Source organism: Paraburkholderia sp. RL18-085-BIA-A (assembly GCF_046027075.1).
Classification (GTDB): domain Bacteria; phylum Pseudomonadota; class Gammaproteobacteria; order Burkholderiales; family Burkholderiaceae; genus Paraburkholderia.
In genome coordinates this window covers 1-19508 of record NZ_JARESU010000144.1, presented here as the reverse complement: position 1 = coordinate 19508, position 19508 = coordinate 1, and the positions used below count along the sequence as shown (strand labels likewise).

The 19508-nt window shown below is 65.2% G+C and carries 20 protein-coding genes and 1 pseudogene; 1 reads left to right on the top strand and 20 read right to left on the bottom strand.

Translation table 11 applies throughout. The features are described from left to right. Positions 1-75 precede the first annotated feature (75 nt). The 5 genes from P0D89_RS43700 to P0D89_RS43680 all read right to left on the bottom strand — a co-directional run bounded on the left by P0D89_RS43700 (position 76) and on the right by P0D89_RS43680 (position 5332). Complete coding sequence (locus tag P0D89_RS43700) at positions 76-948, bottom strand: proteasome-type protease (RefSeq protein ID WP_408366615.1); 873 nt, start codon at positions 946-948, stop codon at positions 76-78. Between the two features lie 212 nt (positions 949-1160). Beyond that, complete coding sequence (locus P0D89_RS43695) at positions 1161-1961, bottom strand: transglutaminase family protein (protein WP_408366613.1); 801 nt, start codon at positions 1959-1961, stop codon at positions 1161-1163. A 12-nt stretch (positions 1962-1973) separates the two neighbouring features. Continuing rightward, positions 1974-2924, bottom strand: coding sequence for an alpha-E domain-containing protein (locus tag P0D89_RS43690; RefSeq protein ID WP_408366611.1), 951 nt, complete (start codon positions 2922-2924; stop codon positions 1974-1976). 167 nt (positions 2925-3091) lie between these two features. Next, complete coding sequence (locus tag P0D89_RS43685) at positions 3092-4501, bottom strand: circularly permuted type 2 ATP-grasp protein (protein WP_408366609.1); 1410 nt, start codon at positions 4499-4501, stop codon at positions 3092-3094. A gap of 378 nt (positions 4502-4879) precedes the next feature. Beyond that, complete coding sequence (locus tag P0D89_RS43680; protein ID WP_007177969.1) at positions 4880-5332, bottom strand: HU family DNA-binding protein; 453 nt, start codon at positions 5330-5332, stop codon at positions 4880-4882. On the opposite strand from P0D89_RS43680, the gene P0D89_RS43675 reads away from it, so the two are divergent. Then, on the top strand, positions 5331-5510 hold the full coding sequence (locus P0D89_RS43675) for a hypothetical protein (RefSeq protein ID WP_408366607.1): 180 nt from the start codon (positions 5331-5333) through the stop codon (positions 5508-5510). The genes P0D89_RS43680 and P0D89_RS43675 overlap by 2 nt on opposite strands. A gap of 243 nt (positions 5511-5753) precedes the next feature. Here P0D89_RS43675 and pdxR read toward each other — a convergent pair whose 3' ends face one another. From pdxR to P0D89_RS43600, 15 genes and pseudogenes are all read right to left on the bottom strand, one after another. After that, positions 5754-7229, bottom strand: coding sequence for a MocR-like pyridoxine biosynthesis transcription factor PdxR (pdxR, locus tag P0D89_RS43670; RefSeq protein WP_408366605.1), 1476 nt, complete (start codon positions 7227-7229; stop codon positions 5754-5756). Between the two features lie 227 nt (positions 7230-7456). Then, the gene (locus tag P0D89_RS43665) at positions 7457-7756 is read right to left on the bottom strand and encodes a hypothetical protein (RefSeq protein ID WP_408366603.1); all 300 of its coding nucleotides are present in this window, start codon (positions 7754-7756) and stop codon (positions 7457-7459) included. 81 nt (positions 7757-7837) lie between these two features. Further along, the gene (gene panE, locus P0D89_RS43660; RefSeq protein ID WP_408366601.1) at positions 7838-8773 is read right to left on the bottom strand and encodes a 2-dehydropantoate 2-reductase; all 936 of its coding nucleotides are present in this window, start codon (positions 8771-8773) and stop codon (positions 7838-7840) included. 291 nt (positions 8774-9064) lie between these two features. Further along, on the bottom strand, positions 9065-10057 hold the full coding sequence (locus P0D89_RS43655; RefSeq protein ID WP_408366599.1) for a nucleoside hydrolase: 993 nt from the start codon (positions 10055-10057) through the stop codon (positions 9065-9067). Beyond that, positions 10054-10533, bottom strand: coding sequence for a cytidine deaminase (locus tag P0D89_RS43650; RefSeq protein WP_408366597.1), 480 nt, complete (start codon positions 10531-10533; stop codon positions 10054-10056). The genes P0D89_RS43655 and P0D89_RS43650 overlap by 4 nt, the downstream gene beginning before the upstream one ends. Before the next feature lie 59 nt (positions 10534-10592). Beyond that, positions 10593-10925 carry a Rieske (2Fe-2S) protein gene (locus tag P0D89_RS43645; RefSeq protein ID WP_408366595.1) on the bottom strand — a complete coding sequence of 111 codons (333 nt, stop codon included), beginning with the start codon at positions 10923-10925 and terminating at the stop codon, positions 10593-10595. Positions 10926-10928: 3 nt separating this feature from the next. After that, complete coding sequence (locus tag P0D89_RS43640) at positions 10929-11240, bottom strand: YciI family protein (RefSeq protein WP_408366593.1); 312 nt, start codon at positions 11238-11240, stop codon at positions 10929-10931. Positions 11241-11245: 5 nt separating this feature from the next. Then, a complete protein-coding gene (locus tag P0D89_RS43635) occupies positions 11246-12124 on the bottom strand; it encodes an intradiol ring-cleavage dioxygenase (protein WP_408366591.1) in 879 nt (292 codons plus the stop codon). A 30-nt stretch (positions 12125-12154) separates the two neighbouring features. Further along, complete coding sequence (locus P0D89_RS43630; protein WP_408366589.1) at positions 12155-13222, bottom strand: maleylacetate reductase; 1068 nt, start codon at positions 13220-13222, stop codon at positions 12155-12157. A 7-nt stretch (positions 13223-13229) separates the two neighbouring features. Next, positions 13230-14696 (bottom strand): aldehyde dehydrogenase family protein, encoded by a 1467-nt coding sequence (locus P0D89_RS43625; protein ID WP_408366587.1) that lies wholly within the window; start codon positions 14694-14696, stop codon positions 13230-13232. Between the two features lie 32 nt (positions 14697-14728). After that, on the bottom strand, positions 14729-15748 hold the full coding sequence (locus P0D89_RS43620) for a hydroxyquinol 1,2-dioxygenase (RefSeq protein WP_408366585.1): 1020 nt from the start codon (positions 15746-15748) through the stop codon (positions 14729-14731). Between the two features lie 96 nt (positions 15749-15844). After that, positions 15845-16339, bottom strand: a complete 495-nt coding sequence (locus tag P0D89_RS43615; RefSeq protein ID WP_408366583.1) for a cupin domain-containing protein — start codon at positions 16337-16339, stop codon at positions 15845-15847. Between the two features lie 114 nt (positions 16340-16453). Further along, positions 16454-17383, bottom strand: a complete 930-nt coding sequence (locus P0D89_RS43610) for a LysR family transcriptional regulator (protein WP_408366581.1) — start codon at positions 17381-17383, stop codon at positions 16454-16456. A gap of 267 nt (positions 17384-17650) precedes the next feature. Next, positions 17651-18907 carry an MFS transporter gene (locus P0D89_RS43605; protein WP_408366579.1) on the bottom strand — a complete coding sequence of 419 codons (1257 nt, stop codon included), beginning with the start codon at positions 18905-18907 and terminating at the stop codon, positions 17651-17653. 411 nt (positions 18908-19318) lie between these two features. Then, positions 19319-19508: pseudogene (locus P0D89_RS43600) on the bottom strand (alpha-amylase family glycosyl hydrolase); the annotation flags it as partial.

Below are 19508 nucleotides of genomic sequence, written 5' to 3'. Positions count from 1 at the left end.
GGCCAAAAAAAAACGGCCCGCGCCCAAACCCTCCCCGGTTTGGGCCCGCGGCCCTCATATCGGAGAACAGCCACCCTAGCGCCGCTGCACCTTCCCCTTGTCCGCCTGCGCCAGCGTCTGCGCGGGCTTTGCATCGAGTTCATGCTCGATGCCGTCGGCGCCCACCGGCGCGCGATGCAGCACCAGCGCCCGCTCGCGCTGCAACGAGGGCACGTTGGATGCGTCCTGCCAGTCCGGATCGGGAATCGCGCCGAACACCTGGCGCAACTGCTCGCCCCACGTGCTGTGGATCATTTCGAAGTACGCGTTGTCGCGATCGATCGACACGAAACGCGTGACGCGCAACGCGTCCTTCTCGTAGACCAGCAGATCGAGCGGCAAGCCCACCGACAGGTTCGAGCGCAGCGTCGAATCCATCGAGATCAGCGCGCACTTGGCGGCTTCGTCGAGTGGCGTGCACGGCGTCAGCACGCGGTCGATGATCGGCTTGCCGTACTTCGCCTCGCCGATCTGGAAATAAGGGTTCACCGCCGACGCTTCGATGAAGTTGCCCGCCGAGTAGATCATGAACAGACGCGTCCGGTTGCCCGCGATCTGCCCGCCGAGAATGAAGCTGCAATTGAAGTCGACGCCGAATTCCTGCAACGCCGGCGCCTCGCGCTGATGCACGCTGCGCACTGCGCGGCCGACCACGCGTGCCGCATCGGCCATCGTGGGGGCGCTCCAGAGCGTGGGCAACGCGGCGTCGGTCGGCTCGGACAACTCGTGCAGCACCGCTTGTGTAAGCGACAGATTGCCGGCGCCCAGCAATACGAGCATGCGCTCGCCCGGCTGTTCGAACACCGACATTTTGCGCGCGGTGCTGATGTGATCGACGCCCGCATTGGTGCGCGTGTCCGACAGGAACACGAGTCCGTCATCGACGGCCATCGCTACGCAGTAGGTCATAAGGTACCCGCGAAAAGCAACTGTACGGCGCTATTGTAATGCGGCGCGCACGGGCTTTTGCGGGCTATTGCTCCGCGCTTTGTGTTGCGTGCCTGTTCCGCGCCTTTTCTGTATTACGGTCTTTGCGGGCCCACTCTGAAGGAATGCGCGCTTCGCGAAGCGTGACGAGAGAGCCGTCCCGCGCGAGGTCCACGAAGCGCGCTGCGGCCTTTCTACTGCGGCAATTGCGCGCTGACCGTCACCGACACCTTCAGTTGCTCTTCGAGCCCGCCTATACGCCTTCCACGCACCGGCGCGGCGGCTTCATAGTCGCGCGCGACGGCGAGCCGGCAGTAGATCTCGCTGGCAAACGCGGCGTGCGTGACGTCGATCGAAATCCAGCCCTTGCCGTCGAGCCACACGTCGACCCACGCATGGCTTGCGCCGTTCGGGACATCGCCGGGCTCGATATAGCCGCTCACATAGCGCGCCGGAATGCCGCGTAAGCGGCAGCACGCCAGCATCAGATGCGCATGGTCCTGGCAGACGCCGTTGCCCAGCGCGAGCGCCTGCGCGGCCGTGCTGGTGACTTCGGTGACGCCCGGGTTGTACCTGACGCGCTGCACGATCTGCTCGGACAGCGTGATCAGATTGGCCGAACTCGCGAGGCTCGGGACCGACTCGGCCAGTTCGCGGATCGCCGCATCGGCCTCGGTCAAGCGCGTCGAGCAGGTGAAATGCTCGAGCGGAATCGGGCCGACCGCATCGCGCAGCAAACCGTCGACGAGAGGGATCGTGTCCACCTCGCCGGCCACATGCAGACGGATCTCGTTATGTGGCTTGTTGATGACCAGCGTATGCAGAATGTTGCCGTACGCATCGAAGGTCGCGTCGAGCTTGCCGGGCGCGTCGATGCTCCAGCGTCGCACTACCTGCGACGCGCCGCTCGCGGGCGTCAGACGCAATTGCTGGATCGAATAATGGACCGTCGCTTCGTAGCGATAGGACGTGTCGTGGCGGATCGTCAGGTACATAAAAGAACTCCGTCAGGCGACTGGCAGCATCAGATAGGTCCGCGCGACCAGATTGCCCAGCTCGAACACGCGAGCCAGGAACTGTGTCAGATAGGCGTGCAACCCGGCTTCGAAAATCTGCCGGATGTCGGAATAGACAAGCTCAGCGCGCAGCTTGCCGGCAAAGCGTTCGCACTGGTTCGAGCCCGAAGTGCGCAGCATCGCCAGATTCGCGCACACGCCTTCGAGCGATGCAAGAAGCGAGCGCGGCATCTGCTGATTCAGGATCATCAGCTCGACCACGCGCGCCGGCGTGACGACGTCGCGATACACCTTGCGGTAGATTTCGAGCGCCGACACCGAACTCAGGATCGAAGTCCAGTAATAGAAGTCTTCGAGCTGGCGCGCGGCATCGCGCGAATTCGGTTCGGCATCCGCGAAGCGCACGTCGAGAATCCGCGCGGTGTTGTCGGCGCGTTCGAGGTAGGTGCCGAGCTGCGTGAAAAAGAACGCGTCGTCCTGCAGCGCGGTGCCGATCGTCACGCCGCGCGACAGATGCGAGCGGAACTTCACCCATTCGAACAGCGCACCCGGATTGTTCGCGGCCTGGCCTGACGAAACGCGCTCGTTGAATTCGAGCCACGTGTCGTTGATGGTCTCCCACCATTCGGTGGTCAGCGTGCCGCGCACGGCGCGGGCGTTTTCGCGCGCCGCCTGCAAACACGAATGGATGCTCGACGGATTGTTCGCGTCCGCCACCATGAAATCGAGCACGTGTTCGCGGGTCGGTTCGTCGTAGCGCTGCGCGAACGCCGATTCGAGTTCGGAAATGCGCAGCACCGAGCGTTGCGCGCGCGCCTCCTGTTCGGGCGTCTGCGGCAACAGTAGCGCCTTCAGGTTGATGTCGAGCATGCGGGCGGTGTTCTCCGCGCGCTCCATGTAGCGGGCCATCCAGAAAAGGTGATCGGCGGTGCGGCTTAGCATGACGGCGTTCCGTATCTGATGACGCGGGGCTTGCGTCGAAGTGAAAGGCCCGCGCCGGTTATCCGTTTGCGCCGGCGGCGTACTGCATGCCGCCGCGGCGCGCTGGGTTGCGAACGCGCTGGCCTGAGCGCTCGATGAGCGTCCCGGCGAGCGCACCAGCGACTGCGTCAGTCGACCATCCAGGTATCTTTGGTGCCGCCTCCCTGCGACGAGTTGACGACCAGCGAACCCTCCTGCAACGCGACGCGCGTGAGGCCGCCGGCCACCATCGTGACGGTCTTGCCCGACAGCACGAACGGACGCAGATCGATATGGCGCGGGGCGATGCCCGCTTCGACGAAGGTCGGACACGCGGACAGCGCGAGCGTGGGCTGCGCGATATAGCCGGCCGGCCGCGCGATCAGACGTTCGCGGAACGCTTCGATTTCGGCTTGCGTCGACGCCGGTCCGACCAGCATCCCGTAACCGCCCGCGCCATGCACTTCCTTGACCACCAGCTCCGGCAGATGCGCGAGCGTGTAGGCGAGGTCGTCGGGCTTGCGGCACTGGAACGTCGGCACGTTGTTGAGAATCGGCTTTTCGCCGAGGTAAAACTCGATCATGTCCGGGACGTACGGGTAGATCGATTTGTCGTCGGCGATGCCGGTGCCCATCGCGTTCGCGAGCGCCACGCGCCCGGCGCGATACGCGGTCAGCAAACCCGGCACGCCGAGCGCCGAGTCGTTGCGGAAGGCGAGCGGATCGAGAAAGTCGTCATCGACACGACGGTAGATCACGTCTACCCGCTTCGGCCCCTGCGTGGTGCGCATGAACACATAGTTGTCGTCGACGAACAGGTCCTTGCCTTCCACCAGCTCCACGCCCATCTGCTGCGCGAGGAACGTGTGCTCGAAATACGCGGAGTTGTACATACCAGGCGTGAGTACCACCACGACCGGATCGTCGACGCCTTCGGGCGCGACCGAGCGCAGCGTATCGAGCAGCAGATCGGGATAGTGCGCGACCGGCGCGATGCGGTTTTGCACGAACAGCTCGGGGAAAAGCCGCATCATCATCTTGCGGTTTTCCAGCATATAGGAGACGCCCGACGGCACGCGCAGGTTGTCTTCGAGCACGTAGAACTCGCCTGCGTCGCCGGCGCGCACCACATCGACACCAGCAATATGCGCGTAAACACCGAGCGGCACATTCACGCCCTGCATCTCCGGCCGGTACTGCGCATTGGTATAAACCTGTTCGGCCGGCACGATGCCCGCGCGTACGATGTCGCGGTCGTGATAGACGTCGTGGATGAACAGATTGAGCGCCTGCACCCGCTGGCGCAAACCGGCTTCGAGCGTCTGCCATTCGCCGCGCGGAATAATGCGCGGGATCAGGTCGAAAGGAATCAGCCGCTCGGTGCCGGACAGATCGCCGTTCACCGCGAAGGTGATGCCGACCCGGCGAAACAGCAGGTCGGCTTCAGCACGCTTGCGTGCGATCGCCTCGTTGCCCTGCTTGACCAGCCATCGCTCGAAACGAGCATAGTGTGGCCGCACGGCATCGTCATGATGACGCATCTCGTCATAGCATCGCATGTCACGCCCCGCTCTTGTTGTCGGATAGAAGGCGAATGCGCTGCGCATTCGGTGTTCGACCTCAATCAAGCAAACGCTATGCCATTGAGCTTTTGGTGCGCGAAACACGTTGCATGCACGCTAACCGCGTATCCCGGACCGCATGGCTGCGTTGTCATCGTACTGCGGCGGCCCACGATGCGCTAGTACGGTGCATGCGCGGCACCGCGATGCACGCACGCGGGCTTCTCAACGCGCGAGCGCGAAAAAAAATCCCCGTGGATTCACACCCACGGGGATTCGGACAACTTGCACTGCGGACCCGCTCAAACGTCAACCATGGTCAAACACTGCGTTCAGCACTTCGTTGAGCGCACCGTGGCGACGCGTGATGCGCGATCAGCCTGCTGCAGCGTCTTTCAGCTTCTTCAGCGGACGTGCCTTGATGCGCACGCTAGCCGGCTTGGCCGGGAACCAGCGCTCTTCGCCCGAGAACGGGTCTTTGCCGAAGCGCTTCTTCTTCGCCGGCACAGCTTGCACGACGATCTTCAGCAGACCCGACAGCGTGAATTCGCCAGCGCCCTTCTTGTGCACAGCGCCGAGGATCGTGTCTTCGAGCGCGGCCAGCACGGCCTTGGCGGTCTTCGGTTCAACAGCGGCGCGTTCAGCGACGTGAGCAGCCAACGAGGCCTTCGTGAAGGTGTCCTTGATCGGCGACGGTGCGCTGGACGCCTTCACGGCGACCTTCTTAGCTGCGACGGCTTTCTTCGCAGGAACTTTCTTTGCAGCAACCTTCTTGGTCGGTACCGGGGCAGCAGCCTTCTTGGCCACCTTTTTTGCGGAAGTCGGCATGTTTCTCCTACCTGTTGTGGTCAGTGAATTGCTCGAAGCGCACACGACATGTGCACGCTTCAACGCCGGATTCTACAAGCGCCAACGCGATTTGCGCGACTCTTTTATGTATCAGGTCGAAGGTTTGTTGCGCGGCGCAGACTCCGCAACACATTTTGATGCTTGTTTTAGCGGGTAAACCTGTGTGGACGAGGTCGGCAACACCAACACGTAACGCACGTTACAGTTCGTTTCGATGCATGAATACAGGCACTTTTCGTTGACGGACGCATGGCGAACGAGTCGCGCGAGAGTGACGGCGACGGCTGCGGCGAGTGTCTCGCGCTCGTGACGAGCGCGTTGGTCAACCCGGCGCCGTTCATGCTCACGCAGCGGAAAAACACGGCCGCCGCGCCCGCTTCCGACGAATCGACGCCAGCCGTCATCGCGCGAGGCGCGGCAGAATGCCCGCTAGCGTCGTGAGCGCCGCGTCGATGTGTTCGACCGCGATGCTGCCGTAGCCGAACATCAGCCCAGGCTGCGGCTGCACCCGCCGATGAAACGGCGCGAGTCCATACAGCCCGATCGACGCTTCGCGCGCCGCGCTCACCACCGCCTGCTCGGTCAACGGCGCGCGCAGACGCGCAGCCATATGGATGCCCGCGGTCGGCACGATCGGCTCGAACCAGCGCGCGAGATCTCCGCGCAGATGGTCGAGCAGCACCGCGCGCCGCGCCGCGTAGATCTTATGCATGCGCCGCAGATGCTTGGCGAAGTCGCCGTTGAGCATGAAGGACGCCAGCGCGGTTTGCGTGAGCGTGCAGCCATGCCAGTCGGCGATCTGGCGCGCCTTGAAGAGCGGCCCGTAGAGCGACGCCGGCGGCACCACATAGCCGACCCGCAGCTCCGGGAAGATCGTCTTCGAAAAGGTGCCCACGTAGGCGACGAGTCCCGCGCGATCGAGGCTTTTTAGCGGTTCCATCGGCCGGCCTTCGAAGCGGTACTCGCAGTCGTAGTCGTCCTCGATGATCACCGCGCCGCGCTTTTGCGCCCATTCGAGCAGTTCGACGCGGCGTTCGAGACTCATCGGCATGCCGAGCGGAAACTGATGCGACGGCGTCACGTAGACGAGCCGCGCCTTGTCCGGCAGCTTGCCGACAATCAGCCCTTCGCGGTCCACCGGCACCGGCACGACGCGCGCGCCGGTGGCCGTGAAGCATGCATGCGCGGGCGGATAGCCGGGGTCTTCGAGCGCGGCGACTTCGCCTGGCCGCAAGGTGATGCGTGCCATCAGATCGAGCGCGTGCTGCGCGCCTTGCGTCACGATCACGTCTTCCCAATTGCTCGATACCGCGCGGTTGAACGCGAGGTAGCGCGAGATCGCGAGGCGCAGCTCCTGCTCGCCGGCCGCGTCGCGATACGTGCCCGGTCCGCGCGCCTGCGCGCGCAGCGCGTGATTCACGCAACGGCGCCAGACGTCGAACGGAAACAGCGCCTTGTCGGTCGCGCCGCCGACGAAATCGTGCGGCGACGGCACCGAAGGACGCGGCAGAGGCAAGCTCTCGGGCATCTGCTCCCACAGCGGCTGGGCGCGCGCGGCGGCCGCTTTGGCCTTGGTCCGTTCGCGCGACAACCCGGCGGCCCGCGCATGCGCGGAGCGTTCCATCGGCAGGCGTTCCAGACCATCGGCGACGAAGGTCCCCGAACCGGCGCGCGCGCTCAGATAGCCCTCGGAAAGCAGGCGTTCGAAGACATCGAGCGTGGTCTTGCGCGACACACCCAGTTGCGTCGCGAGATCGCGCGTGGACGGCAAACGCGTGCCGCCCGCGAGACGTCCTTCAAGAATGCCCGCGCGCAATTGCCGATATATCTGTCCGGACAGATCGTGACGTCCTTCGACCGCGATATGAATGTCCATTCGGGTGGCTACTTCGGATATCCGGGAAATGGTTTTTCGGAAACACCAGTGCTGGACGTGAGTTTACCGTTGTCCGCCGCGAGCGGAGCGGATATCGATGATAAGGAGCGTGTCGTGACAGACGCGCGCAAGCCTGGCGAAAGCGAGAGGCGTCCGGCCTGCGCTACGTCAGGAATCCTGCACGTCGGCTCGCTTGCCGCGGGGCCGCGGCTCGCTCAAACATCAACCTAGAAAATCACCGAGGTCGCCACCGCGAACCAGATCGCGATCACGCCTGTGAGAAATAGATGCCGCGCGATACGAATCCGGGCATCGCTGGTTTCCGGCTCGACTGGGCTCGTCGCCATCCACGGCACGAGCCCGAGGCAGGCAAAGCCGGTCAGCGCGGCGACGAAAACGACGATGTCAGCGACGCGCCACTTCGTCGGCTCATACAGCCCCCAGTAGCCGAGAAAGACGATACCGATCGAGAAGATCGTCGCCGAAGCGGCACTGAGCGCGGGTACCGAGCCGGTTGGAGCGGGCATGCTTCACCTCCGATCGTTAGACTGCGATGGCGGTCCTTCTCCATCCTCTCCGTCCCCGCGCCGGCCCCGGCAATCGCTCACTCAGGACGTGCGGGTCTGCCGTGCTTCATAAGTCTTCAGATGACTGTGGGCGATGCGCAGCAGCGACAGACCGTGCTCGCCCTTTTGCGCGTCGCCGCCGCGCGAGATCAGATCGCCGAGAATGTGATCCGCCTCGGTATGCGCGTGATTTTCCATGTCGCGCAGCATCGACGCGGTGAGCGGCGTGGGCGTGAAAAGCGTCTGCGTGGCGCGCGCGTCGAAGTCCGAGCCCATCGTGAAGCCGTTGTGCTCGGCCACCGCGCGGCACTCGCCCAGCAGATTCTCGATCACGCGTTTGCCGTCGGGCGCAGCCAGAATATCGCCGACCGAACCACGCATCAAGCACGTGCTCGCTGCCAGCGTGGCCAGGAAAACCCATTTCTCCCACATGCGCAGCAGGATGTTGTCGCTGACAGACACATCGAAACTCGCGTCGGCCATCGCGTCCGCAATGGCCTGGACACGCTCCGACGTGCCGCCCGCCAGCTCGCCGAAGGTGATCGCATGCATGTCGTTCAGATGCACGATGTGCTGTGCGGCGTTGAGCGTCGCGGCGATCACGCATTGGCCGCCCAGCACGCGCGACGCCCCGAACTTCGCGGTGAGCACGTCGATGTGGCGCATGCCGTTGAGCATCGGCAGGATCAGCGTCGATTCGCCGACCAGCGGCGCAAAGGAGTCGATGGCGTCGTCGAGACTGTAGGCTTTGCAGCTGAGCAGCACCAGATCGAACGGCTCGGCGTTCACGCCCGCGAGAATCGTCTTGACCTCGAGCAGCTTCAGGTCGCCGCGCGGGCTGCTGATGACGAGCCCCTCGCGCTCGAGCTTTTCGGCCCGGCCCGCGCGCACGAGGAAGGTCACGTCCTGACCCGCCGCCGCGAGACGCCCGCCGAAGTAACCACCGACCGCACCCGCCCCTACTACCAGAATTCGCATCTTTGGCCTCTTGATGAATTTCAGTCACGCGCGCCGCGCGCCGCAGCGAAGAGTTGCGGGGCCGCGTACGCAGTGCGTGTGCAGAATGTAGCAAAGAATGGCGATCGGCATTGGACGCGTGCGCCGGAACAGGCTGTGCTGCGATGCAGCGTGGCGGATCGGGCTGGCTCGAGCGCAGCTTCAATTGGCGCGAGCGCGGCAGTCGGCGCAATCGCGTCAGGCTGCAATGCTTCGCGACCTCTCTGCGCCTTTCATGTCCGCGCCCGGCTCCGGCCTTTCAAGACCCGTTCGTCAATTCGAGCCGAGCGTGCCGCAGATGGTGCGTTCATAGAGCGCCAGCATGCCTTCCATATCCACGCCGACACACACCTTGCAGTCGGGGCGCTGATCCCAGTGCGGCGCGGGCACGGGAAACGCCGAAGGCTTCTGGATCGTCTGGCCCACCGCGATGCCGTCCGTCAACACACGCACGGGACCGCTGCGCGTCGTATAAAGATGCGGCGCCAGCAGGTACGCGACCGCCGACGAATCGTGCACGTAGATGCCCTGCAGTTGCGCGCTTTCTTGATGAAACGCCTCGTAGTGGCGCGACACGTCCCACACGAACTGGCCCGCCGCGCCACCGCGATCGCGCAGCGACGCGAGGTAGTCGCGGCTCATGATGGTGGGCTGCGTGACGTCGAGACCGACGATCGCCACCGGCCACGCCGCGCCGAGCACGTGGTCGGCCGCATCGGGGTCGCCCAGCATGTTGGCTTCCGCCGCGGGCGTCACGTTGCCGGGCACACCGCCCGTGCCGAACGCGCCGCCCATGATCACCACCTGTTTGACGAGCGACGCGATCTGCGGATCGTCGGCGAGCGCCAACGCGAGGTTGGTGAGCGGACCGACGGCGAGCAGCGTGACTTCGCCGGGATGCGCGCGCACCGTGTCGATGATGAACCGGTGCGCGGGGCGCACGTCGAGCGGCGTTTCTTCGACCGCCTCGTCAGCCACAGCGAGCACCATGTTGCCGAGGCCGTTGTCGCCATGAATCTGCGCGAGCGGTTCGGGCGCGGCGCGTTCGAGCGGCGCTGCCGCGCCCCGCGCGACCGGCACGTCAACCGCGAAACGCCCCGCCAGATAGCGCGCGTTGCGAGTCGTGGTTTCGATCGTCGCGTTGCCGAACACGCTCGTCAGACCGAGCAGCTCGATGTCCGGATGCAGCGCCTGAAAGACCAGCGCCATCGCATCGTCGACGCCCGGGTCGGTATCGTAGATGACCTTGTGCTTGCTTGTAGTCATAGGTAGAACGCGTCCGGCAGTTGATCACGCGCGGTGGTGTCGCGTGTCGCGCCGCGAAGGTTGCCGAGGCGAATCGGCAAGCCGGGGCCGCCGAGTTCGAGGATCACCTGGCGGCACGCGCCGCACGGTGCGATCGGGCCGTCCGTATCGCCGATCACGGCGAGCGCCGCGAACTGATCGCGCCGATACCCCGCCGCAATCGCGCTGAAAAATGCGGTGCGTTCCGCGCAATTGCACAAGCCATACGCGGCATTTTCGACGTTGCAGCCGTCGAATACGTGGCCGTCATGGGTTAGCAGGGCGGCGCCGACCTTGAAGTTCGAGTACGGCGCATAGGCCTTTTCTCGCGCGACACCCGCGCGCTCCAGCAGTTGTTCCATGTTCATGCGGCGATCCTCGATCCGATCCGGCTTGATGAGCGGGCAGTCAGCAGCTACCGGCTTTGGCGAAACACCGGATAGTGCGAACGACAGCATAGCAAGCCCGCATGGATCGAGCACCGGCAATCGCGACGACTCGACGGTGGGTCGACGGCTTACCGCACGAGGACAACCCATGCATTCGCATCGACCTCGACCTTCATCGCATCCAGATTCGCGCCAGCGCACGGCCCCTCGATGCAATGTCCGTCCTCGAAGCGAAACAGTGCGCTGTGATGCGCGCACATCAGCACCTGGGCCCGGTAGCAGCAGACCTCGCCTGGCTCGAAGTCGAGGGGCACCGAAAAATGCGGACACCGGTTCGCGTAAGCCCACACCCGTGCGCCCCGCCGCACGACGATGACCGGCGCGTCAGCGTGCGCGACGTCGACGACCCGCGCGCCACCGTCCGGAACATCGGCAAGAGGACACAGCTGCATCCGGTTCATCGCTCAGACTCTCCGCTCGGGGTTGCCCAGGCTCCAGTCCCACGGGCGAATCTCGACCCGGTCGAACAGTCCCGCCTGCATGTACGGATCGCGACTCACGAAGTCCATGACCTCGTCGATGCCCTCCGCCTCGACGACCAGCAAGGTTCCGTTCATCGCATCGCATTGCGGCGCGAGCGTCGGACCGCCGAGCCGCACCAGCACGCCGCGATGCGCGGCGCTGCGCAGCCAACTCCGATGAACCGGACGGACCCGTTCGCGCACTTCACGCATGCCGGGTTTGTCGGTGGCGAAAACCGCGAAGTAACGTCCCATCGCCTTCAGCTCCGGTCGAGGTCGAGTACGAAGTCGTAGCGCGCCTCGCGAAACGGCCCGTCAAAGCCGAATCTGCGCGCCAGCTCGTGGTCCGCCGCGCGTTCGCGATAGGCGACCATCAGCGAGGGCTTGACGCCGAATACCGCGTCCGACTTCAGATACGGATCGGCCTCGTCGAACAGATGCGTGACGAGCTTGCGGTGCCGCGGCGCGTCGATCATGAAATGCAGATGCGCGGGGCGCCACGGATGCCGCCCCGTCGCGTCGAGCATGCGGCCGACCGGGCCGTCGGTCGGAATCGGATAGCTCACCGGGACGATCGTGGAAATCGCGTAGCGGCCTTCGGCGTCGCTACGGAAACGCCCGCGCAGGTTGCCGTGCGGCTGCGCGGTGTCCTGCCCGGAGTACATGCCGTTTTCGGCGGTCTGCCACACGTCGAGCACCGCGCCTTCGATCGGCGTGCCGTCCGTGGACAGCACGCGGCCGTGCACGAGCGCCGGCGTGCCGGGGCTGAACGCGATGCTTTCGCCATACGCCCGCTCGGGCATCCCGCGAATGTAGAACGGCCCGAACACGGTGGTGTCGGTCGCGCCCGTCGCGTAACGGTGATTGATCGCGTCGACGAGCATCGAGACGCCGAGCGTGTCCGACAGCAGGATGAACTCCTGGCGCACGAGGTCGTCGCACATCTTGCCGGTCTCGGTCAGGAAGCGGATCGCCGCCATCCATTCCGCCTCGGTCGGCTCGACCTCGCTCACGAACGCGTGCAGGTGCCGCACGAGGCTTTGCATCAGCGCGCGCAACCGTTCGTCGGGCGTGGCGGCGAAGCTCGCCACCACGTGCTCCGTCAATGCTCGCTCGGCCGCTTTGTCGTTGGTCGACATGTCTTCCTCCAATGTTATTCGCGGCGGCGCTCAGGCCGGCGCCGCCCCTTGCCACGCGCGCTGCAGCAACGCGCGGATCGCGTCGCGCTCAACCGCACGCGGATTCGCATACGGATTCTGGCACGCGAGATCCGCCGCTTCGTCGAGTCCTTGTTCCGGCATGCCGAGCTGCGCGAGCGCCGCCGGAATGCCGAGCGCGTGGTTCAATTCGAACAACAGCGGACCGGCGTCGGCCGCGTCCTTGCCGCCGAGCGCGCGCGCCGCGCGCGCGAGCGCCTCGGGTGCGGCGGCGTGGTTGTAGTGCGCGGTATGCGGCAGCATCGCCGCGTGCGTTTGCGCGTGCGGCAGGTTGAACGTGCCGCCCAGCGTGTGACAGAGCTTGTGGTGCAGCGCCATGCCCACCGCGCCCAGACAGGTGCCGGCGAGCCACGCGCCGTACAGCGCGCGGCTGCGCATCGGCGCGTCGTCGGGTGTGCGCACGACGACCGGCAGCGCGTCGCCCAGCGCGCGGATCGATTCCTCGGCCATCAGGCTGATGACGGGGTTGGCGTCCTCGGCATACAGCGCTTCCACCGCATGCGCCATGGCGTTCACGCCCGACGCCGCCGAAATGGCCGCCGGCAGCGAAAGCGTCAGCGACGGATCGTAGATCACCGTGCGCGGCAGCACGCGCGCATCGCGCCCGGTGCGCTTCAGGCGGCCTTCAGTCAAGCCGTAGATCGGCGTCATCTCGGAGCCCGCGTAGGTCGTGGGGACGGCGATGATCGGCAGCGACGATTCGAGCGCGATCGCCTTGCCGAGACCCACGGTCGAGCCGCCGCCCACGGCCACGCAGCAGTCGGCGTCGAGCGCCAATGCGGCGTCGCGCGCGGCGCGCGCCACTTCCACCGGCACGTGCATCACGGCCTGCGCATGCACACCCGCCGCGCGCGCGCCCAGCACGCGCGCCACCTCGTCGGCCAACGGCCGCTGCTCGGCCGTCGCGAGAATCAGCGCGCGCCGGGCTCCGAGCCGCTCGACTTCCGCCGGCAACGTCGCCAGCGCGCCCCACGCGAACACCACGCGCGACGGCGTCCCCTGAAAAACGAAGCGCTCCATGTGGGCCTCAGCGCCTGAAATGCGGCGGCACCTGGCCGTCGACGTTGACCCACACCGAACGGGCTTCCGTATAGTCGTGCATCGCCTCGAAGCCCATCTCCCGCCCATAGCCCGACTGCCCCACGCCGCCGAACGGGCTGCCCGGATTGACGCGCTTGTAGCAATTGATCCAGCACATGCCCGCGTCGATCTGTCCGGCGATGCGATGCGCGCGCGACAGGTCGCGTGTCCACAGGCCACTGCCAAGTCCGTACATGGTGCCGTTGGCGATCGCCAGCGCTTCATCGTCGGTGCGAAAACGCAGCACCGTCACGAACGGGCCGAACACCTCCTCCTGCGCGACGCGGTCGTTCGGGCCCGCGGCTTCGACCACCGTGGGCCGCACGTAGTAGCCGTTCGCGAGCGACGCGTCTTGCGGTGCCGTGCCACCGGTCAGCACACGCCCGCCCTGGCCGCGCGCCACGTCGACGAAAGCCAGCACGCGTTCCTGATGCTGCTGCGACGTGAGCGGCCCCATCTCGGTGTCCGGATCGAGCGGATTGCCGACGCGGATCGACGCGGCCAGCGAAACGAAACGTTCGAGGAACGCATCGGCGATGCGCTCGTGCAGGATCAGGCGCGACCCGGCAATGCACGCCTGGCCCTGGTTGTGAAAGATCGCCCACGCGGCGCCGTTGATGGCCGCGTCGAGATTCGCGTCGTCGAACACGATGTTGGCGCCCTTGCCGCCCAGTTCCAGTTGCACGCGCTTGAGGTTGCCCTGCGACGCCTCAACGATGCGCCGCCCCGTCGCCGTCGAACCGGTGAACGCGATCTTGCCGACGCCCTGATGCTCCGCGAGCCGCTGCCCGGCCGTGTGACCGTAGCCCGCGACGATGTTGACGACCCCCGCCGGAAAACCGACCTCGGCCATCAGCTCGACGATGCGCAGCGTCGACAGCGGCGTGATCTCCGAAGGTTTGAGCACGACCGTGTTGCCGGCCGCCAGCGCCGGGCCCATCTTCCAGCTCGTGAACATCAGCGGAAAATTCCACGGCACGATCTGCCCGACCACGCCGATCGGCGCGCGCTGCACGTAGTTGAGAAAGCCGGCTTCGACGGGAATCACCGAGCCTTGCAGCTTGTCGGCCATGCCGCCGAAATAGCGGAAGCAGGCGGCCGTGCGCGGCACGTCGAGCGCGCGCGAATCGCGGATCGGGTGGCCGGTGTCGAGCGATTCGAGCTGCGCGAGTTCCTCGGCGTTCGCCTCGATCGCGTCGGCGAGACGCAGCAGCAGCAGGCCGCGTTCGGCGGCAGGCAGCGCGGCCCACTTCGGAAATGCACGCGTGGCGGCGGCGACGGCGTGGTCGACATCGGCGGCGGTGGCGGCGGCGATCTTCGTGATCAGCGAGCCGTCGTGCGGATTGAGCACGTCGATCGTGCCGCCTTCGACGGCGTCCGTGAAGCGGCCGTCGATGAACAGTTGGGTTTGCATGAATGGTCCTCGGTAAATGCGGGGGCGGCGCTTCAGAAGTCGACCGGATACGGTTTCAGTTCGCCGCTTTCGTACCGCTTGGGCAGGTTGGGCGTGGCGTTTTCCCACACGAGCAGCATCGAACGCTTGGTCGAATAGCCCTGGTGGCGGATGTCGGCCGGCATCGCGCAGATGTCGCCTGCCCGCATCGTGATGCGTGCGCGCGGCGCGCCGGTGTTCTTGTCGCCGATGTCCCACACGATTTCGTCGGACAGTTGCAGGAACCACTCGACGCGGTCGTTGCCATGAAAGACCGGCAGGATGTATTCCTCGGTGGTCGGGCAGAACAGGCTCTGGCCGCAGACGGACGTGACGGAGGGATTCCACGTCACATCGGAGCGCGACAGATACTTGAACAGATTGAACGCATGCAACTGGCCTTCGAAGCCGGGCTCGACATGCACTTCCGGCTCGTCCTGCACGACATCGGCGAACGCGCGGTTCACCGGCAGGTCGTCGCGCAGCGGCGAGTCGCCTGCGAGGCCCGGCATGCGGCGCGTCGCGATGCGCGTGCGTTCGATGGCCGCATCGTTGTCGCCGTGCTTGCGGCCGAACGCGGTGCCGGTTTCTTCCGGCGCCGCGAACGGGTCGAAGCCCTCGTTGGTCCAGTCGTGCAGGATCGCCTTGAAGGTCGCCATGATCGTCGGCGTTTCGAACGACTCCATATAGTCGACGCCCGCTTCCTTCATGATGCCGTTGAACGAGCCCGCATACACGTCGACCTTGCCGTAGTGATTGCGCGTGCCGAACACGTGATCGAAGTTGACCCAGCCGTAGAAAAAGCCCCATGCGACGTCGCGCATCATCGCGCGCAGGAACGCGTCGGCGGGGACCGCGTGGGTGCGGGTCTGGCCTTTGGCCGGCCAGTTGATCTTGACGAAGTACTCGTCGCGCAGGAATTCGAACGCGCCGAGCGTGAAGCGGCGATAGCCAGTCACGGGATCGGGCTCGCTCACGCGCACGGTGTCGGCGGCAAAGCCGGCCGGGTGGTTGATGGTTTCTAGAGTCGCCATGTCTTGTCTCCTGAAGATGAACGGATGATCGCTTCGGGTATGCGATTCGGGTGCGTGACTCGCGTGCGTAACTCGGGCACGCGATTCAGACGCGCATCAATGCACGCAGATGTCGGCCCACTTCTGCACCGAGAGTTCGCCGACCATGGTCTGCAGGAGCGCCACGCCGCTTGTCTGCGCGCTGAAGCGGTATGCGCAGCCGGCCGGCAGCAGCGCCTGATGCCCGCGGCGCAACACGACATGGCCCATTGCGCGGCCGGCCGGCTGCGAGCCCGCGTCGACGCTGCCCGTACCGCTTTTCGGCGGCGTGTCGAGCTTGATGAAGTCGATGCGAACCTCGCCGTCCATCAGGATCACGAACTCATCGTGCGCACAGGCGAACCATGTCGATTGCCCTTCGGTGCGCAGCGCCTCGATCACGTATTCGAGGTTCTTGCCGACCACGACCTTTTCATAGGGCGCGGAAACAGAAGCGACTTCGAATACGTTGGAGAACACATAGTGGCGGGAATCGCCGCTAGTGATTTCGATCTCGCCCTTGCGGTAGCCGTCGAGCGAGCCAAAGACGGTATGAAATGACGACTCGGTCATTGCTGTCTCCTGTTGTTGGAAGCTGTCGTTGGATTAACTTTAGGTCCACGACAGGATGACAACAACCGGCAATCAACCGATTACAGCATTCGCGCTTTGCAAATAATCGCCGCGCTAGCTGACCCAGCCGCGCTCGATGAGCGGCCGGTCCCACGCGGGCTCCGTGCCTAGGTATTCGGCCAGAAACTCGACCAGCGCTTTCACTTTCAACGCCTGTCGCTGGGTGGCCGGATAAACGGCCGCGAAGCTTAGCGGCGAAAGCGTGTAGTCGGTGAGGATCGGCACGAGCGAGCCGTCCAGCAGCGCGGCGCTCGCCACCAGCGTGGGCAGACACACTACGCCGCCGCCCGTCAGCGCATAGTCGCGCAGCAGATGCACTGAGTTCGAGCGGATCATGCCGGGCAGTTCCATCTCGACAACTTCATCGCCACGCGTCATCACCCAGCGGTTGCGCGACGGATAGCCCGAATAGAGCGCCGTGGTGTGTTGCAGCAGCTCGCGTGGATGCTGCGGCGCGCCATGCTCGTCGATATACGCGGGCGTCGCGCAGAAGAGCCGCCGCACCGCGAAAAGCCGCCGTTCGATCAGCGACTCCGAGATTGGCGGAAAGATCTGGAACGCGACATCGAAGCCCTCTTCGATCGGATCGACCACGCGGTCGTTGACGATCACGTCGAGCTGGATGCCCGGATAGCGCCGGTTAAATTCCGCGAGCGGCGCGCCAAAGTGACCGAGCGCGAAGCCCGGCAGCATCTGGATGCGCAGCCGGCCGGTGGGTGTGGCGCGCAATTCGCGCATCTGGTCGGTCAGTTCGTTGACGCGCCCCACGACTTCGGAGCATTCGCGATAGAACGCCTCGCCCACTTCAGACAGGCGCACGTGCCGCGTGCTGCGATGAAAGAGCGGCGCATTGACGAACTTCTCCAACTGCTGGATGCGGGTCGTAATGACCGAACTCGTCACGCCCAGATGCCGCGCGGCCTCGGCGAAGCTGCTCGTCTCAGCCACCCGCACGAAGGCTTCGATACTCAGAAAACGGTCCATGCTGCTCCCTGCTTCGCGAGTTCGGGATGCCAGTTTATACGGGCCGGTGTGGGGCGTGCCGATGGATGATGGCGATGGATTGCACCCATGATTGCGACGAAGATCGGCGAAGGGGAGCAGTTGTGTTGCTGGTTGGCCGGGTGGCCGCCCTCGATGCTAGCCGGCACGATCATTCTCCATGCGCGAAGCCGGCGGACATGGCCGCCGGCTTCGCTTGCCTGCTGCGTCCGACCAGGCGCACGCGTGAGCGCGCCTGGGCCGGCTTCTTCATTCGGGCTGTTCGCTCGGCGGCAGTTCGATCACCGGGTGGATTCGCCGGCGCAGTCTGGCCGGCGCGGTTTCTTCGAGCAACAGGCACACGCCGATGCCGAGCACGACCGCGCAGATCGGCAGCCAGAGAATGTTCTGAATCCCGAAGTGCGTCGCGACAAAACCGGCCAGCGCCGGCGCCACGCCGCCGCCAAAGATCTCGCCCGCTCCCACGACGACGCCGATCGAAGTCGAAATCATGCCGGCCGGCGCGGCTTCCGTCGCAACGGGCCCCGACAGCAGCGACACGAGCCCGAGCGTGAAGAACGAAGCGACGAACAGCACCGCGAACAGTTCGACCGGCTGCGCCCCGATGCCGCGAAACAGGTACAGCATGACCGCCGTTCCCGCGAAGCCGACGATGCCCGCCACGCGCCGGCCGATCAGATCGGACAGTCCCGGCAAGCCGAACTGGCCGATGAAACCGCCGAAGCCGATCGCCGACACCACGACGCCCATGCGCTGGGTATCGAGCGCCAGATATTCGGTGAGATATAACGGCAGCATGGCGCCCAGCACGAATACGCCGGTCATTGCGCAGAACAGCGCCACCATCGCGACGCGGATGTTGCGGCTCTTCAGCACGTCACGCCAGTTGCCGCGTTCGGAGCGCGTTTCGACTCGCTTCGGCGCGGCTTGCGGCTCGCGGATCACGCGGAACATCAGCAGACCCAGAATCAGCCCGGGAATCGACACCAGCGCGAACACCCAGCGCCACGTCATCACGTTGAGCAGTTGCGTCGCGATGATCGGCGAGAGCGCGAGGCCGAATAGCGCGAAGCCGCTTTGCTGGAGTCCGAGATTGAAGCCGCGACGCTTGGGATGCGACGCGTCCGCAGTGGCCGCGAAGCTCGTCGGGCAGAAGGAGCCTTCGGCGACGCCCATCAGCGCGCGCACGGCGAGCAGGCTCGCGAGGCCGCCGGCGAGCCCGGAAAAGCCGGACAGCAGAGAAAAGACGAGGATCGCCGGGATCAGTACTTTGCGACGGCCGATTTTGTCGGAGATGCCGCCCATCAGCGCCGCGAAAATCCCCCATGAAAGCCCGAGGATGCCGATGCAGTTGCCGACGTCCTGCGCGTTCAGATGCAGGTCTTTCATGATGGACGGAAAGAGCGGCGCAATCAGCCACCGGTCGAGCCCCACCAGCCCGAAGCCGAGGGCCAGCAGCACCACGGCCTTCCATTCGTAGGCCACGTCCCAGTCGTTCGTTTTCATCTGTGTCTCCATTGGCCGCCCGGTGCACGCAGAGGACGTTGTCGATCGGGCCTCTGTGCAGACGGACGACATTTTGTTGGCGCTTGCTGCGCCGTTGGGTTGGTTGAGTTGCAAACTTGCGGCGATCCGCGGTTTCGGAGGCGCGGAGTTGTCGATGTCCGTGGCGGGGCCGTTCGCTGCGCTCGATCGTGGTTGGAATAAAGATGTTGTGATGCGTCGGAGCGGCGTTGCGATGTCGGGCGTCGATGGGGCAAAGATATTCGCAAGTACGCGCGGGGGGTACGGGGCAACTGGCGAATGGGGTATTCGGGAATTGCGAATAATGCGGGTGGGCGAGCGACGAAGGGAGTCGTAACCGGTTGCCGGCGGGTCAGACGGCAGGCGCAGTTGACGAACTGGTGACGGGCGCCTTCAAGATGAAGTCAGCTCGAATACGTGATAACCCCAAGGCGGCAGATCCAGATAAAGACCGCGCGAGACGACCTCATTGCCGTCGCGATCAAGACTCGTCGGCCCCATCATGTCCGTCATCCGCACCGTTTTGCCGATCACGTCGGCAAACGGGATGCGGACATAGCACTGACTCTGGTTGCCGGCGTAA